This is a genomic window from Kocuria himachalensis (assembly GCF_054784195.1).
Genome location: NZ_BAAGPL010000004.1, coordinates 1 through 15,652 on the forward strand (window position 1 = coordinate 1; position 15,652 = coordinate 15,652).

Sequence of the window (15,652 nt, forward strand, 5' to 3'; positions counted from 1 at the left end):
AGGAGGACCCCGAGGGCTCCGGCGATCATGGCGGGGCCGAACGCCACCCGGGAGCGGGCGTCGACTTTGGCGGCCCACCGACACCGTGTCGATGCTGGCCCGCGACCCGTCGAGAATCTCCTCCTCGGAAAGCTCCTCGAGCACGGCGCGGTGCAGCTTCTCCCACACCCCGGCCTCCTGCCACTCGCGCAACCGGCGCCAGGTGGTGCGCCCGGATCCGCACCCCAGAGCCGGGGGCAGATCCCGCCACCAGCACCGAAGTGTGGAGCACGAACAGGATCCCCTCCAGGGCCGCCCGGTCCTCGATCCGGGGTCGCCCACCGGGCCCTCGAGGTGGTGGCTGGGGAGGGATCAGCGGGGCGATCAGCTCCCACATTGCAGTCGACCATCCACGACTGCGCGCTCCTCGTCATGCAGGCACTGTGAACCGCTCCCAGGCGGGTGGCCAACGACCGATCAGGTTTTGAGACCAGGTCTAAATGCGCTGCCTCCCCATCAGGCAGCGGGTACCGATCGTCGTTGTGAGTCCCGTGGAGCGAGCGGCTAGCGCCCTAGGGGAAGCTACTCCAGGTAGCTCAAAGCGGTCAGATCAGAGACAGCAAAGGGTACTGTCAAGCACGTCGAGGTCTTCCCGGATGGGGAGCGTGAGAGCTACCTCTCAGGACAAACCTCACGCCTCATGGAGTCAGCAACGCCCAGAGCGAGGGGATGGAACGGATTGCCATGTCATCGTGGTGGAGCTCGACCTGGCCAACACTGGTGGGGGTCCTCGGGACCCTGCTGCTGCTGTGGCTGATGCTGCTCATCGTGCTGTGGAGGGCCACACCGAATCAGACCGGGTTGCGCGAAGCCCTGCGGCTGCTGCCGGATGTGCTCCGACTCATCAAGCGACTGGCCGGTGACCGTTCACTTCCCCGAGGCGTGCGCGTGCGACTGCTTCTCCTGCTCGCCTACCTCGCACTGCCCTTCGATCTGGTCCCGGACTTCATCCCCGTCCTGGGATACGCCGATGACGCAGTAGTCGTCCTGGTCGTGCTGCGTTCGGTGGCCCGTGCAGCCGTCCCACAGGCGCTGCAACGACACTGGCCAGGCACCCCGGACGGTCTGGCCGCAGTACGTCGTCTCATAGGGACATGACCGGAGGCGGTGCACCCAAGCGGAAGCGTTGCGACACCAGAAAGCGTTTTTGTCCCGCTCACAAACTCCCCCGCAACACGCAGGCCCCTCACCGGGCCATACGTAAACCCTGTCACCTCGAATCGCCGGATCAAGAGCCCGGTCGATCAGATGGCCAAACTTTCTCAGCGATGCTGTTGACGGATTTGCTTCAGACAGGTGTTGTGGCCATGGCGAGAAATCACCGACAGAGCTGACCTAGCGGGTCAGGGGCAGAAACGCGGAAGGCTGTGGGGCCGGCCGCTTTCTTGATCCATTCTCCATGTGGTCTTGACGTGTCCGCCACTGGGGCTCCCCATAGTGGGGTCCAGCACTGGTGAGAGGTGCGTGCGTGAGGACAGGACCGGCGCACGGGGATCGGACCTGCTAGGGGTCCCTCTTCATCGGTGCTGTATTCCACTCGGGTGCGAGCAGCCCGAAAAGGAGTCGTGATGAGCAGCAGTGTGGAGTTCAATGGTCGTCAGCCGCCCGGTCACGCCGTCGGTCACCCCAGGAAAGGGAACGGCTCGCTGCGCCTGGTCGGTGTGGACGCGGCCCGTGGCCTGGCGCTGATCGGGTTGATCGCCGTGCACATCCTGCCGGAGGAGAACGACGCCACTGGTGACCCGACGTGGAGCTACCTGCTCTTTGCCGGGGACTCGGCAGCGTTGTTCGCGCTGCTGGCCGGGGTGGGCCTGGCGCTGTCCACGGGCAAGACCCGGCCACACCAGGGCCGACAGCTGGTCGCCGATCGGATCGGACTGGCGGTGCGGGCAGCGCTGATCGCCTGTGTGGGCCTGCTGATCGGCTACGCAATGCCCGAGGACGCCTCGGCCAACGGGATCCTGCTGTTCTACGGAATGTTCTTCCTGCTGGCCATCCCGTTCCTGTCCCTGGGCCCGAGGCCCCTGTTCGCCGCCGCCGGCGTGTTCGCGGTGATCGCTCCACTGCTGATCCTGGGACTGCAGGACTCGCTGCCGGATCCCCCCTCGTCCGCTCCCACCTTCGAGCACCTGCTGACCGAGCCGACGGCGGTGCTGGCGCAGCTGCTGCTCACGGGCGCCTATCCGGCGCTGGCGTACATGACGTACATCCTGGCCGGCATGGGCATCGGGCGGCTGGACCTGCCGGCGATGAATGTGCAGGCACGGCTGGCCATGATCGGGGCGGGCCTCGCGATCGCGGCCCAGTTCACCTCCTGGATCCTGCTGTACGCGGCCGGCGGATTCCAGCACCTGGTCGGCTCCTCGCCCGGTCTGGGCGAGGAGGCTGTCACGAGGGCGTTGATCTTCGAACCCGACGTCGACAGGCTGGGCACGCCCTGGTGGTTGGCGGTGACCACCCCGCACATGAACACTCCGCTGTCCATCGCCTGGAGCCTCGGGGTCGGCATGACGGTGCGGGGGTGTTCCTGCTGGCCTCGCGCCGGATCCAGGTGTGGCTGCGGCCGCTGGCGGCGATGGGGGCGATGACGCTGACCCTGTACTCGGCGCACCTGGTGGCCCTGTCCTTCGAACTCCATGAGGACGAGCCCTACCAGTGGTTCCTCGTGCACGTGGCCGTGGCCGTACTGTTCGCCCTCACGTGGCAGACCCTGGCGGGGCAGGGGCCACTGGAGAAGGTCGTGGGCACGGCCGTGAAGGCCTCGCGTCGTGCGGTGCTGCAGACAGCCCCCACTCAGGAACGATCGCATTGACGGATCCCTGAGGCCCCATTCGCCCCGTCCGGGGCTGGAGAGTCGACATGAGCAAGGAACCGTCCTTCGATAAGGAGGCCATGTTCGATCTCGCATCACGGGTTTCAACTGGCACTGTTCGGGTGCTCAAGGGAGAGCCGCGCACGACAAGGAGCACGTGTTGGTTTTCGGATCATGAGCTGTTGAGAGCGGCACTGGAATGCGCCGCCGGCTCCCCGGCGTTATCCCTGGCCCAAGCTTCGACCGCGCCCCCCGTCCTGGTAGTCACCGAAGTGGCCGCCCATGGTCCTGACGAGCACACCCGACCAGGGCGGGAACTGCTCCGGACGGGCCACCCCGGAGAACAGCCCGTGACCACGCGGTCGAACGACATCGCGCAACGCCTCGGCGATCCGGCGTTTCCGGGCCGCACGGCCTGGCCTGCGCAACGGTCGGGGTAGGCCAGCGGACATCCCCTCGCTGAACAACCACACCGGCCGGGCCCGCAGGACGCCTTGGTGGCGGTGGAAGAATTCGGTGGCTACCGGTAACCACGCATGGTTGTGGATCGCGCCTCCCAGCACGAGTGCGACATAGACGCTGGGATCGACGATCTCCTGGATCGCCACGGCGTCGACCGCCCAGCCGTGCGGGCGCAGGACATCGGCGATCCGGTGAGTGATGACAGCGGTCGATCCGTGTGCGCTGGCGTATCCGGCCAGGATCCGCATGCATGGATCGGAAGGGTTGTCGGGCCCAGGGGTCGATTTTTCAGTAGCCCCGGTGCGGGAGTCTCATCGAGAGATCCCACACCCCGGAGCGCGCCACCGCACCGAGACGGTTGCGTTGCCGATCTCCTCCTCCGCTATCCAGGTGGCCGGTTCCATCAGCACGAAAGGCTGGAGCAACACATGTCGGGAGCCACAACCGCGCCGCTACCCGGAGAGCGGACTTCTCCACCGCCCCGATCACCGCGGCGGCGACCATCCAGCCCCGCTGGGCGTGACCACCAGCCACCACCGCACCGAGCAGCATGGCCGCCTCCTTGGGAATGGCTATGCCCAACAATGCCGCCGTCTTCGCCATGGCCACTCGGCCCACGTGCGCGTGGCCCCAAGGACCGGGCAGGCCCGGGACGGATTCCACGACCCCGCTCATCGGGCACCGTCCTTTCCCACCCCACACCCTGGCACGCCTCGGCCGGGGGGGGCTCACGACGGGGTGAGCTGTGGCGGCCGTCCACTGCCTGCCTTCTCGCCCGCACCGCGATAAGGGCTCTCCCGCGGCCTCCGGGCCGGGGCGAGGTGTCAGCGGCTGCACCAGTCCGACCAGGCGGCCTGGGCCCCGGAATGGCCAGTGACCACGGTCTGGCAAATCAGAAACACCCCGGCGACCACGGTGAGCACCTGCAGGCCGAGCACCAGCCACCGGGTGTGGCCCCCACCCGGGCCAGAAACGGAACTCTGACGGAGACCCACGGACCGGTCACCGCGGCGGCCACCACGACTATGCCAGCGAAGATCCCGGCGGCAACCTCCAGCAACTCACCCTGCTCAGCATGGGCCTCGATCAATGCATTCTCCGCCAGTGCGTGTTCCAGGCCCCCCACTGGCGGTGAGCACTGTCAGCCCCACGGCGGCTACCGCCAACGCCAGCACCGGCCACTCCAACACCCGCCGCCAGGTCGGACGCACGGCATAGAGGCTCCCGCCAACCCCGACCAGCGGAGCCAATACGACCACCGAGTGCAACAACAAAATGTGGGCAGGTAGCCCGAAGACCTCCAGCATGGCCTCACCTTCCGTATTTCGTGGCTCCCGGATCCCTCAGGCGACCGCCCAACGGGTACGTGTGCCCGGTGTGCGGCACTGTGGGCACCCAAGACTGAGCACACGCTGAGATCTCCCTGATAGCCGCTTCATTACCAGGACCCCGCAGCAGCCCCTGCGCCGAAGCCCGGGCGGGTCACCTTGCGAGCGGGTCTGAGCAGGTTGCACCCCGACTCCGCTCCCTGCCGCAGGACGCCCGGACGGGAGCGTCTTCCGCGGAGGTGGGTCCCGGGATCCCGGAGAGCTCCGGCGGCGCACCACCGCAGATCCTGTCATGACCGTCGGGACAGCCATGAGGTGGAGCGCCTTGGCGGGCCGGCCCTCAACAGAGGGGCCTGGCTTCGCCATGGTCGTGACGTGCTGGGCGGATCAGGAGTACCGTCTGAATCACCTGACTCGGAAGGGGACAGCCTTGGCAAACCACTACCACTCCGCCGAGGACCTGCAACGGCTGGCCGAGTTCAAGGAACTGGCCCCCCAGGAATGCCAGGCCTTCGCGAGGTTCGACGCCACGATCGGCCGTGAGGGCGGAGCCATCGACCAACTCCACCGGGAGCTGATCGCCGTCGGCGTCGCCATCTCCTCCCAGTGCCCCTACTGCATCCAGGTGCACGTAACCCACGCCAAGAAGGCCGGGGCCACCAAGGCCCAGATCGCCGAGGCCGCCATGATCGCCGCCGGCCTGGGCGCCGGGGCCGCCGTCACCCACGGGACCATGGCCTTGCGGATCTTCGACGAGGCCTGACCCACCCATCGTTCTGCACCTCCGAGGAGGCTCCATGAACCCCGACGATCAGCACTCCCAGCCCGACCACAGCCAGCACGGACACGACCATGCGGCCGGCGCTGAAGCGGCCTCGGCGATGGATCCCACGTTCTACCGGTCCCCGGCGGCGGCTGCGGCTGCCCCGCGCGAGATGCTGGCCTACGTGGTGGCCTTCGACCATGACGCCCAGCGGCCCGATGCGTTGACCGTCGTCGACCTCGACCCGGACTCTGACTCCTACGGCACCGTGGTCGGGTGGGAGAACATGCCCGGCACTGGGGACGAACTGCACCACTTCGGGTGGAACGCCTGCAGCAGCGCGTTCATGCACGAGGGCCACGACATGACCGGGCTGTCCCGCCGGTACCTGCTGATGCCAGGGCTGCGGTCCTCCAACGTGCACATCGCCGACACCCACCCGGATCCCCGGAACCCGAAGGTGGTCAAGACGATCACCGCCGAAGAGCTGGCCGAGAAAGCCGGCTACTCCCGCCCGCACACCTTGCACTGCGGCCCGGACGGGGTCTACCTCTCCTGCCTGGGCACCGCCGAGGGCGACGGCGGGCCGGGTGGGATCGCGGTGCTCGATCACAACACCTTCGACGTCATCGGCAAGTGGGAGACCGACCGTGGCCCCCAGTATTTGTCCTACGACGCGTGGTGGCACCTGATGCACAACACGCTGGTCACCAGCGAGTGGGGCACCCCGGCGATGGTGGAGAACGGCATCGTCGCCGAGCGGCTGCTCAACCAGGAGTACGGCCACGCCCTGCACTTCTGGGACCTGGCCGAGGGCCGGCACCTGCAGCGGGTGGAGCTGGGGGCAGAGCACCAGATGGCCCTGGAGCTGCGCCCGGCCCACGACCCGGAGGCGACCTGGGGCCTGGTGGACTCGGTGCTCTCCACCGATGACCTCTCGGCCTCGATCTTCCACTGGCACCGCACCGAGGCCGGGGACTGGGCCGCGCAGAAGGTGGTCTCCATCCCGGCCGAGCCCCTCGAGGCGGAGAGGTTGCCGGAGTTCTTGCGCCCCTTCGGTGCGGTACCACCGCTGGTCACCGACATCTCCCTGTCAGTGGATGACCGCTGGCTCTACGTCTCCTGCTGGGGCACCGGGGAGCTCAAGCAGTACGACGTCTCGGATCCGGCCCACCCGAAAGAGACCGGGTCGGTGCGCCTGGGCGGGATCGGCGACCGCGCCGCCCACCCTTCCGCCCCGGACACCTGGCTCGGCGGTGGCCCCCAGATGGTGGAGACCAGCCGCGACGGCAAAAGGGTCTACGTCACCAACTCCCTCTACGGGGCCTGGGACGACCAGCTCTACCCCCACGGCATCGGGGCGTGGATGGCCAAGATCGACGCCGACACCGAGCACGGGGGATTGTCGATCGCCGAGGACTTCTTTCTCTCCCAGGAAGACTTCCGGGGCTTGCGCGTCCATCAGATCCGTCTGCAGGGCGGGGACGCCTCCTCGGACTCCTACTGCTACCGCACCTGACTCACACGATCGACACCGCTCACCTGATCGTCCCGATCGGCGACGCCAGGCGTCACCGGCCGCCTCCAACTTCCCTGAGCCTTGGCCGTGTCCGTCGTCACCACGGTGCTCACGAGCCAAGTGATTCTTGAGCTCGAAGAACGTGCCAGGACGCCGTGCGACGTTCACCAGCGTGGTCATCGACGCGCCCTTCTCCACCTGCTCCTTGAGGACCCCCTGCTGAAACAACCTTCTCCTGGGAAGTGCCCGGTAGTCGGCCTTATGTAAGGTCGCGTTTGCTCGCTGGCCCCTATCGGCGTTCAGCTGGAGCACCATCTCTCCGCCTACGAGGGTCAGGAACGACGGCAGAGGTGAACTACTGCCCATGGAAACGCCCCATACGCCGTGACAGCGACAGTCCTGGGCTGACCACTGAGCGTCCGTGTAGGTCGTTTGTGGTGCCTGCCGATGACATCCCGGGGAATGTGCGAGGGGGGTGGTGCAACGGGGCCGGGGCGGGGTCATCATGATGGAAGAGCAAGGAAGCGGGGTGGGATCGACCTAGGACCTGGATTTGGGCGGCGCGACCTCCTCGGCGTTCCGGTGCACGATGGACGACCGGTTCCACGACACCTGATTCTTCACCGAAGGTGCCACCCGGTAATCGGGTGCTGCGTCGGCGCCGGCGCTCGAGGCGCCCCTCGACGAACTTGGGGACGTCGGAGTCTAAGTCCCGCTGGTGGTAGGCGTTATCGCCAGCACCATCTCGAGGAGTCACCATGAACATGGTGGGTGTTGAAGGTCTCCGGCCACGCGTTGACGAGACTCACCGCGAGCAACACTCATCCGGATCCCTCCACCGCCGGCGATGGTCGTGGATCTGGCTTGTCGTCGGCACCGTCCTGCTGTCCTTCGCCACCCTGCAGACGCTCATCCCGGTGACGGCCTGGCTGGCGCCGGTCTTCCTGCTGCGCTTCACCCGCAGCCAACGTGTGCTGGTGGGGTGCCCGGTCCTGGTGTTGGCGATCTCCGGTGCCCTGCTCATCGCGTTGCGCGGTGGCTTCTTCCCGGTCGTCGACGGACCCAGGTACTACCTATTCGTCGCCACCCTCGGGCTGGGTGGCGCGCTGCCGTTCGCCGTGGACCGCGTCCTTGCCCCTCCTCTGGCAGGTGTCCTGCGCACGCTGGTGTTCCCTGCGGCGGTGACAACGACTGAGTTCCTGGGCACGATCGGCAACCCCTTCGGGACCGCCGGCAGCACGGCCTACTCGCAGTACGCCGGGCTGCCGCTCCTGCAGCTGGTCTCCGTCACGGGCATCTGGGGACTGACCTTCCTGGTCAGCTGGTTCGCGCCGGTGGCCAACGAGGTCTGGGAGAAAGGTCCTTCGGACTCTGGGGTGGTCTCCTCGGTCGGACTGTTCGCGGCCCTCACCGTTGCCGCGCTGTTCTTCGGGGGCGCCCGGCTGGCCTTCAGCGCCCCGGGGGCGGAAACCGTCCGCGTCGCCGCCCTGGCACCTGACCGGTACCTGTCCGAACTGGCCTACGCCGCACCGGACCTCAGCGAGGCGAGTCCGGCCGAGCGAGCCTCGGTGCGCGATGAGCACTTCACACCGGTGCTCGATGAGCTGTTCGACCGGTCGGAGCAGGAGGCCATCGGCGGGGCGAAGATCATCGCGTGGTCGGAGGCTGCGGCACGCACACTGGCGGAGGATCAGAGGTCGGTCATCGCCAGGGCGGCGGGCCTGGCTCGCGAGCACGGGGTCTACCTGCAGGTCTCGATGATCGTGCAACTGACCACGAGTGGCTCCGCCACCGGCGGCCCGGTGAACGAGAACCACGCCGTCCTGCTCGACCCCAGTGGTGCAATCGTGTGGGACTACCAGAAGTCCAAGCCGACACCCGGCGATGGCCACGACCCCGGTCCGGGGATCATCCCGACCGTCGACACCCCCTACGGGCGTCTGGCCACGATCATCTGCCAGGACGACTTCTTCCCCGAGCTGGTCCGTCAGGCCGGAGCCGCACAGGTCGACATCCTCCTGCTGCCCTCCAGCGACTGGGACAGCGTCGCCGCCTGGCACGCGCAACAGACCCCGTTCCGTGCCATCGAGAACGGTACCGCCGTGGTCCGCCCCACCCGCCAAGGCATCTCCCTGGCCACGGACGCCCAGGGCCGCCTGCTGGGCCACAAACCCGACTATTTCCTCGCCGAGGAGCACACCCTGGTGGCATCGGTGCCGACCGAGGGCACCACCACCTGGTACTCGGTGGGCGGTGACGCCTTCGCCTGGGCCAGTACCGCAGGGCTCCTGATCCTCGCCGGCGCCGCCTTCCGGCCCAGACGCAACCGCCGGGACCAGTGATGAGGCGGCCGGGGCTGGGGCCGCGACCAGCCATCGGGTCGATCCGGTCGTGGTGGGGGTTCCTAGCCGGTTTCGCCCTGCTCTGCGCGGTGCTGCTGGGCACCAGTGCGCTCGATTCCACCGGCCGATGGGGCCTGGTGATCCTGGCCGCAGTCCTGGTGACGGCGCTGACCCTCGAGCGGGTGCAGCACCGGACATCGCTCCAGGACAGTGTGCGCCGGCTGGGGTTCGCCCGGCCCGGCGGCCGGGCGCTGGCCCTGGCCGCCGCGGTGTCGGCGCTGGTGCTACTGGTCTTCCCGCTCACCGCCGCGCTCAGCGGCGCCGCCCCGGTGTCGAGGACGAACTGGCCGTGGCTGCTGATCGGCATTTTCGCCTTCCACGGGGTGGCCGAGGAACTGGTCTGGCGCGGCTACGCCTACCGCCGCCTGCGGGCGGGCCGGTCGTTCCGGGCGGCCGTGGCCTGGACGATGCCGCTGATCGCGGCCGCCCACATCCCGATCGTGGTGTCCCTGGGCCCGGCCGTGGGGGTGGGCGCGATGCTCGTCGCGGCGGTCACCGCGATCCCGCTGAGCTACCTCTACGAGACGGGTCATCGCTCGATCTGGCCGCCCGCGCTGGTGCACACCGCGATCGACACCTTCAAACTCGTCGTGATTCCGGCGGCCGCCCTGTCGAGCTTCTCGCTGCTGATCATCCTCATCAGCCTCACCGTCCCGTTACTCGCCCTGGCCGTACCGCGCCGGGTCCTCACCCCCACCTTCCCGCCCTCGAACCGTGGAGGAACTGTCATGATCGCCGAGATCGGACTGGGGCTCAGTGTCGTAGCCGCGGGCCTGTGGTCGGGTCTGCTGCTGACCGTGACCACGATCCTGCACCCCCTCTACGGGCGCCAGGACGCCGTCGGCTTTGCCACGGAGATGCGCCGGTTCCTGCCGATCGCCCGCCGCTCCCCGACCAACTACATCCTGGTGATCGCCCTGTTGCTCGCCCCGGCCGTGGCGCTGGTCGGGCTGTGGATCGAGCAGTCTTTCGGTGCGGCGTTCGTGCTGACCGCCACCGGGCTGGCGGCCACCGTCACCGGCCCGTTGTTGGTCTCCCGCCGTCTCGCCGAACCGAACTACGCGGTCATCCTCGGCTGGGACCCGCAGCAGCCACCGGGCGACTGGCGGGTCGCGCGGGACCGCTGGTTGCGGCACAACTGGTTGCGCGCGGCACTGACGTGGACGGCGTTCTCCCTGTTCCTGGCGGCGGCCTACGTACACCTCGGGTAAGACACGTCGGGGCGCGGCGTAACCGGCAGTGCTGCGGAGCCCGACTGGGTGCGGGCCGCACCGTGGCCGGTCACCGGTGGCCGCAGGCCCACCAGTCGAATTGGCACAGCGTTTCTCACCGCACCGCGGGCGGGCGGGATGGCTGCGGCTCCAGGGCTGAAGGTGGGGCACTGCGCCAGGCGCGCCGGTCGAGGACGAGCACCGCCAGCACCACGACCACCAGGACCCCGGCGTAGATCCACCCGGCCCGTTCCAGATCCGCCGCGGTGGAGGACACGGAGCCGAAGGTGAAGGCCCCCTGACTGGCGTGGAAGATCACCGGGAACAGCAGGCTGCCCCCGGTGCGGTTGAACAGCCATACGTACAAGAACGTGATCACCACCGTGGAGGGCAGCCCAACAGGCCCCAGCCACCCGTAGACCACCAAGGGGATGTGCCAGCCGGCCGCGAGCACCCCGAGGACCAGGGCGGACACCACCGGGGAGTGCCTGGACTGCAGCACCGGCAACGCCCAACCGCGGAATCCCAGCTCCTCTCCCAGGGCCGAGTCCAACGGATTCACCAGGCGCAGACCCAGCACGAGCAGGAACTGGCTCCAGGCCAGCTCACCAAGACCCGGCACAGAGGCCTCCAGGGCGGCGTTGATCAGTGCGGTCACGACCACCATGGCCACCGGCAGCAGAAGTGCCACGGCATACCAGTACCAGCGGACACGCCAGCGGAGCAGGCGCCGGCCCAGAGCACGGAATCCTGCGCGGCCGTCGGTGACGGCGATGACGCCCAGAGCCGCCAGCAGCGGCCCGACGGGCAAGAACGCCGGAGCCGGGGTCCATCCCATCGCGTACCCCGGCCAGGGCGCCCAGGAGATGGCGTAGGCCAGGACGAAGAAGACGAGAAGCCGGTGACGGCGGACCCATGTCATGACAGTGTCCAGACTGCAGAAATCACTACGGCGATCAGGTCACCGCACGGATTGGACCATGACGGGCCACCTGCCGGGCGCCGGCACGTCGGGAGATCTCAGTCCAGGCACCGATGACCGCACAGACGCCCTACAGTGCCTCGATCATGGCTTCCGGTCAGCGCTAGCTATGTTCCTTCCAAAGGGCCTGTCCGATTCTTCTACGGTACTCCCTGGCTCGAACGGAAGAATCCGTCCACCAGAAAATCCCTACTGCAACACGGTCCGCGGGCAACATGGTCGATGTCGGCTCGACGGCCAAAACCATCTTCACGATTTCGCCTGGCGACTCGCCTGTAACCGGCCATATGTAAAGCGCAGGAGATCGAGCGCCTCGCACCTCCCGGTCCACCAGCCAAGACCTGGCCGGTCCCAACATCGCGACTGCAGCCCTTGTCCTTGGGCGCAGGACAAGCGCCAGGCATACCCAATTGCATGATCGAGTCGGTGGGCCATCGGCTGGCTCGGCGGATTCGCGTGACCTGATCCGGGATTTCGTGGAGGAACCAGTCGGTGTTGAGCAGCTGTGGGTCGCTCCGCCAGAGGAACCGACGCCCGTGCGGTTCAATCGCTCAGTAAGCGCACCACTCGTGCCGGCGAGCCCACCACCACGGACTTCTCCGGGACGTCCTTCGTCACCACCGATCCAGCGGCCACGACGGCATCGGCACCGATCGTGACTCCGGGCAGAACGGTGACGTTGGACCCGATCCACACGTTACGGCCGATCACGACGGGGGCCGGGTGCATGGCCGCGCGACGGCTCGGGGCGAGGTCGTGGTTGAGGGTGGCCAGCACCGTGTTGTGCCCGATCAGGCAGTCGTCGCCGATGACCACACCGCCCTGGTCCTGGAACTTGCACCCGGAATTGAGAAAGATCCGTTTCCCGACGGTGATGTTCTTCCCGAAGTCGGAGTAGAAGGGCGGGAAGACCGTCACCGACTCGTCCACCGGCTTGCCGGTGAGCTGGGCCAGCAGCTCCCGTACCCGGGTCGGTTCATGGTAGCCGCCGTTGAGCTCACCGGTGATGCGCAGTGCGTCCTGGCTGACCCGGTGCATCACCTCGTGCAGGGGCGAGTCCCCCGTGATGGTGCGCCCGGCGTTAAGCGCCTCCAGAAGATCGGTCAGTTCCATGGTGTCCTTTCAGTGGTGTCTGGGGTCTCTGGGTCCGTAAGTCCAGTGCCTGGGGTTGCGGCGGAATCCGCAGCCCAGGTCAGTGCTCGGGGACGGTGGCGTGCTGGTCGGCACCCCAGGAGGCGAGCAGCCGGAGCCGCTCGGCCGAGGCCGAGCCGGGTTCGGCGGTGTAGATCATGAGGACCTGCCCGGGTTCGGCTGTGACGGCCAGCTCCTCGTAGGCCAGGGTCAACTCCCCCACGACCGGGTGGTGGAAGCGCTTGGTGCCGGTGCCGTGGGTGCGCACGTCGTGGGCGCCCCACAGGGTGCGGAAGGTCTCGCTGCGGGTGGACAGCTCCCCCACCAGGTCCTGCAGGGCCCGGTCGTGCGGGTCACGCCCGGCCTCGGCGCGCATGATGGCCACGCACATGCCCGCGAAGACCTCCCAGTCGGGATAAAAGTCCCGGGAGGTCGGATCCAGGAACTGGAAGCGGGCCAGGTTGGGGGTGCGCCCGCCGTCACCGATCAGCGGGGAGTAGAAGGCCCGGCCCAGGGCGTTGGTGGCCAGCAGGTCCTGGCGTGCGTCGCGCACGAAGGCGACCCCGTCGGTGATCGCCTCCAGCGCCCACTGCAGGGGCGGCCGCGCCTGCCCCGGTCTGGTGCCGCGGCGTCGCGGACGCCCCGAGGCCGGGACACCGTCGGCGGCCCGGGCCAGGTCCAGCAGGTGGACCCGTTCGGTCTCGTCCAGGCGCAGGGCGGAGGCGATCGCTTCCAGCACCGAGGACGAGGCCCCGGCGATCGCCCCGCGCACGAGCTTGGCGTAGTAATCCACGCTCACCCCGGCCAGTGCCGCGACCTCGGTCCGGCGCAGCCCCGGCACCCGGCGGTTGCCCCCGACCGGCAGACCAGCCTGGGCCGGGGTGAGCTTCGCCCGGCGTGTCATGAGGAACTCGCGGACCTCGGTGCGGTTGTCCATGCCGAAAGCGTAGGTGGCCGTCGTCGTATGAAGGAGACCCTGCCGGTACACCCCTCGGCACGGTGTCCCCCACCAACGGCAGGGATGAAGCATGCACCCGCTGGTGCCCGGGGCGCCGCCCGTCGTGATCGCGGGACGTCCTGCCGCAGGTGTGCCGGCGCGGGGGTGTTGCTCAGTCGGCGAGGCTCAGGCGGGCGGTGAAGTCGTTGTCCTGGTCACGGATCCCCGCGAGGTCCTCGAATGCGCCCAGGCGGACGATGCCGTTGTAGAACCCGACGTGTTCGTAGTAGAGCACGAGGGCCTGGTCCGGGGCGTAGTAGCCGATGGTCAGGGGGTCGGCGTCGTCACCGGCCGGCATGCCCTCGAGCGAGAGCGGTGCCGGCAGTCCCGCGATCTTTTCCTGGCCACCGTAGTCGGTGAGGGACAGCTCCAGCGGCAGCTGATCGATCAAGGAGCGTGCGGCTGCGTTGTCGAACAGGGTCGCGGACACCGTGGTGCCCTCGATGTCCATGGTGATCGGGGTGCCTTCTGCGGCGGAAGAGGTGCTCATGTCGTCGTGATTCTCCGTCGTGGCGTGGATCGAGGAGGCTTGGGGCTTCGCGGAGGAGCCGGCAGTGCCGGCGGTGCTGCAGGCCGTCAGTGTCGCGACCAGGACAGCCAGCAGCATCACGACTGTGAGACGAACCCGCAGTGCCGGGGCGGTGGCCTCAGCCACCAGTGTGCCCTCGGCCCGCCGAGGGGTGAACCCGACCGGGCCCGACGCGCGGGCCCGCCGGCGGTCGATGTCGTGGTCCATCGGGCCAGGATAGATCCGGCCCGACAGATCAGGGATGCCCTGCCGGTACACCCCTCCACAGGGACTCCCTCACCGCCGAACACCGCGATTGACTGGGAGAGATCTTCCCACCTGCGCCGTGGCTCACCGCCCGGCGCAGCACCGAATCATCGCCCCAGAAGGAGAACACCACCATGCGTGGAGTCATCATGCACGCCCCCGGCGACGTCCGGGTCGAGGACCGCGAGGACCCGACCATCGTGGAGCCCACGGACGCGATCATCCGGCTGAGCGCGACCTGCATCTGCGGGTCCGACCTGTGGCCCTACCGCGGTGTGGAGCCCGTCGACCACACCCTGATGGGCCACGAGTACGTCGGGTTGGTCGAGGAGATCGGCTCCGCGGTGCGGACCCTTCAGGTCGGTGACTTCGTCGTCGGGTCCTTCGTCATCTCCGACAACACCTGCGAGATCTGCCGCGCCGGGTTCCAGTCCAAGTGCGTGCACGCGGAGTTCGTCGCCGGCACCATCGGCACCCAGGCCGAGAAGGCCCGCATCCCCCACGCCGATGGCACCCTCGTGGCCACCCCGGGTCAGCCGGACCCGGAGCTGACCCCCTCGCTGCTGGCCGCCTCCGATGTGCTGGGCACCGGCTGGTTCGCCGCCGTGGCCGCCGAGGCGGGCCCGGGGAAGACCGTCGCCGTCGTCGGCGACGGCGCCGTGGGGCTGATGGCGGTCCTCGCCGCCAAGGAGCTCGGGGCGGAGCGGATCATTGCGATGTCCCGCCACCCCGCCCGGCAGGAGCTCGCCCGGTTCTACGGTGCGACCGACACCGTCGAGGAGCGCGGCGAGGAGGGCGTGGCCAGGATCAAGGAGCTCACCGGCGGGCTCGGGGCGCACTCGGTGATCGAGGCCGTGGGCACCCAGGAGTCCTTCATGCAGGCCGTGGGCGCCACCCGCGGGGGCGGGCACCTGGGCTACGTGGGCGTCAACCACGACGTGCAGATCCCCGGCATCCAGCTGTTCTTCGCCGGCATCCACACCCTCGGCGGACCGGCCCCGGTGCGCCGGTTCCTGCCCGAGCTGATCCAGCTGATCTGGGACCGGAAGATCGACCCCGGCAAGGTCTTCGACCTCACCCTGCCCTGGAGCAGGCCGCCGAGGGGTACCGGGCCATGGACGAGCGCCGTGCCACCAAGGTCCTGCTCACCCTTTGACCTGTTCCCGCAGAACTGCGCCTCTTCCGATCCCTCATCGCGACACCGCTGAGATAGCTGCCGTGACTGGCCGGT

13 protein-coding genes and 2 pseudogenes are annotated in these 15,652 nt (G+C 68.4%); 8 read left to right on the plus strand and 7 right to left on the minus strand.

Annotation, left to right across the window (positions count from 1 at the left end; all coding sequences use genetic code 11):
- Positions 1–321, minus strand: a 321-nt coding sequence (locus tag ACYVM4_RS02935) for a transposase (protein WP_460667603.1), incomplete at its 3' end; no start/stop codon positions are given.
- Positions 269–376: pseudogene (locus ACYVM4_RS02940) on the minus strand (IS5/IS1182 family transposase); the annotation flags it as partial. The gene ACYVM4_RS02935 and the pseudogene ACYVM4_RS02940, both read right to left, overlap by 53 nt.
- A 332-nt stretch (positions 377–708) precedes the next feature.
- On the opposite strand from ACYVM4_RS02940, the gene ACYVM4_RS02945 reads away from it, so the two are divergent.
- The 3 genes from ACYVM4_RS02945 to ACYVM4_RS02955 all read left to right on the plus strand — a co-directional run bounded on the left by ACYVM4_RS02945 (position 709) and on the right by ACYVM4_RS02955 (position 2,851).
- Positions 709–1,137, plus strand: a complete 429-nt coding sequence (locus ACYVM4_RS02945; protein WP_460667604.1) for a DUF1232 domain-containing protein — start codon at positions 709–711, stop codon at positions 1,135–1,137.
- Between the two features lie 470 nt (positions 1,138–1,607).
- Entirely contained in the window at positions 1,608–2,627 is a 1,020-nt protein-coding gene (locus ACYVM4_RS02950; protein WP_460667605.1) for a heparan-alpha-glucosaminide N-acetyltransferase domain-containing protein, read from the plus strand.
- A complete protein-coding gene (locus tag ACYVM4_RS02955) occupies positions 2,624–2,851 on the plus strand; it encodes a hypothetical protein (RefSeq protein ID WP_460667606.1) in 228 nt (75 codons plus the stop codon). Before ACYVM4_RS02950 ends, ACYVM4_RS02955 begins: the two co-directional genes overlap by 4 nt.
- 221 nt (positions 2,852–3,072) lie before the next feature.
- On the opposite strand, the gene ACYVM4_RS02960 is transcribed toward ACYVM4_RS02955, so the two are convergent.
- A complete protein-coding gene (locus ACYVM4_RS02960; protein ID WP_368823590.1) occupies positions 3,073–3,561 on the minus strand; it encodes a flavodoxin domain-containing protein in 489 nt (162 codons plus the stop codon).
- Between the two features lie 1,510 nt (positions 3,562–5,071).
- Here ACYVM4_RS02960 and ACYVM4_RS02965 point away from each other — a divergent pair.
- From ACYVM4_RS02965 to ACYVM4_RS02980, 4 genes are all read left to right on the plus strand, one after another.
- Positions 5,072–5,404 (plus strand): carboxymuconolactone decarboxylase family protein, encoded by a 333-nt coding sequence (locus ACYVM4_RS02965; protein WP_460667607.1) that lies wholly within the window; start codon positions 5,072–5,074, stop codon positions 5,402–5,404.
- Positions 5,405–5,438: 34 nt separating this feature from the next.
- The gene (locus ACYVM4_RS02970) at positions 5,439–6,923 is read left to right on the plus strand and encodes a selenium-binding protein SBP56-related protein (RefSeq protein WP_460667608.1); all 1,485 of its coding nucleotides are present in this window, start codon (positions 5,439–5,441) and stop codon (positions 6,921–6,923) included.
- A gap of 917 nt (positions 6,924–7,840) precedes the next feature.
- The gene (locus tag ACYVM4_RS02975; protein WP_460667609.1) at positions 7,841–9,265 is read left to right on the plus strand and encodes a nitrilase-related carbon-nitrogen hydrolase; all 1,425 of its coding nucleotides are present in this window, start codon (positions 7,841–7,843) and stop codon (positions 9,263–9,265) included.
- 137 nt (positions 9,266–9,402) lie between these two features.
- Positions 9,403–10,536 carry a lysostaphin resistance A-like protein gene (locus tag ACYVM4_RS02980; RefSeq protein ID WP_460667610.1) on the plus strand — a complete coding sequence of 378 codons (1,134 nt, stop codon included), beginning with the start codon at positions 9,403–9,405 and terminating at the stop codon, positions 10,534–10,536.
- Positions 10,537–10,651: 115 nt separating this feature from the next.
- On the opposite strand, the gene ACYVM4_RS02985 is transcribed toward ACYVM4_RS02980, so the two are convergent.
- The 4 genes from ACYVM4_RS02985 to ACYVM4_RS03000 all read right to left on the minus strand — a co-directional run bounded on the left by ACYVM4_RS02985 (position 10,652) and on the right by ACYVM4_RS03000 (position 14,382).
- Positions 10,652–11,458 (minus strand): CPBP family intramembrane glutamic endopeptidase, encoded by an 807-nt coding sequence (locus tag ACYVM4_RS02985; RefSeq protein ID WP_460667611.1) that lies wholly within the window; start codon positions 11,456–11,458, stop codon positions 10,652–10,654.
- A 603-nt stretch (positions 11,459–12,061) separates the two neighbouring features.
- On the minus strand, positions 12,062–12,631 hold the full coding sequence (locus tag ACYVM4_RS02990; RefSeq protein ID WP_460667612.1) for a sugar O-acetyltransferase: 570 nt from the start codon (positions 12,629–12,631) through the stop codon (positions 12,062–12,064).
- A 79-nt stretch (positions 12,632–12,710) separates the two neighbouring features.
- On the minus strand, positions 12,711–13,586 hold the full coding sequence (locus ACYVM4_RS02995; RefSeq protein WP_460667613.1) for a helix-turn-helix transcriptional regulator: 876 nt from the start codon (positions 13,584–13,586) through the stop codon (positions 12,711–12,713).
- 172 nt (positions 13,587–13,758) lie between these two features.
- On the minus strand, positions 13,759–14,382 hold the full coding sequence (locus ACYVM4_RS03000) for a cyclophilin-like fold protein (protein WP_460667614.1): 624 nt from the start codon (positions 14,380–14,382) through the stop codon (positions 13,759–13,761).
- A gap of 173 nt (positions 14,383–14,555) precedes the next feature.
- Here ACYVM4_RS03000 and ACYVM4_RS03005 point away from each other — a divergent pair.
- Positions 14,556–15,577 (plus strand): annotated as a pseudogene (locus ACYVM4_RS03005) (zinc-dependent alcohol dehydrogenase family protein).
- The last annotated feature ends 75 nt before the right edge of the window (positions 15,578–15,652 follow it).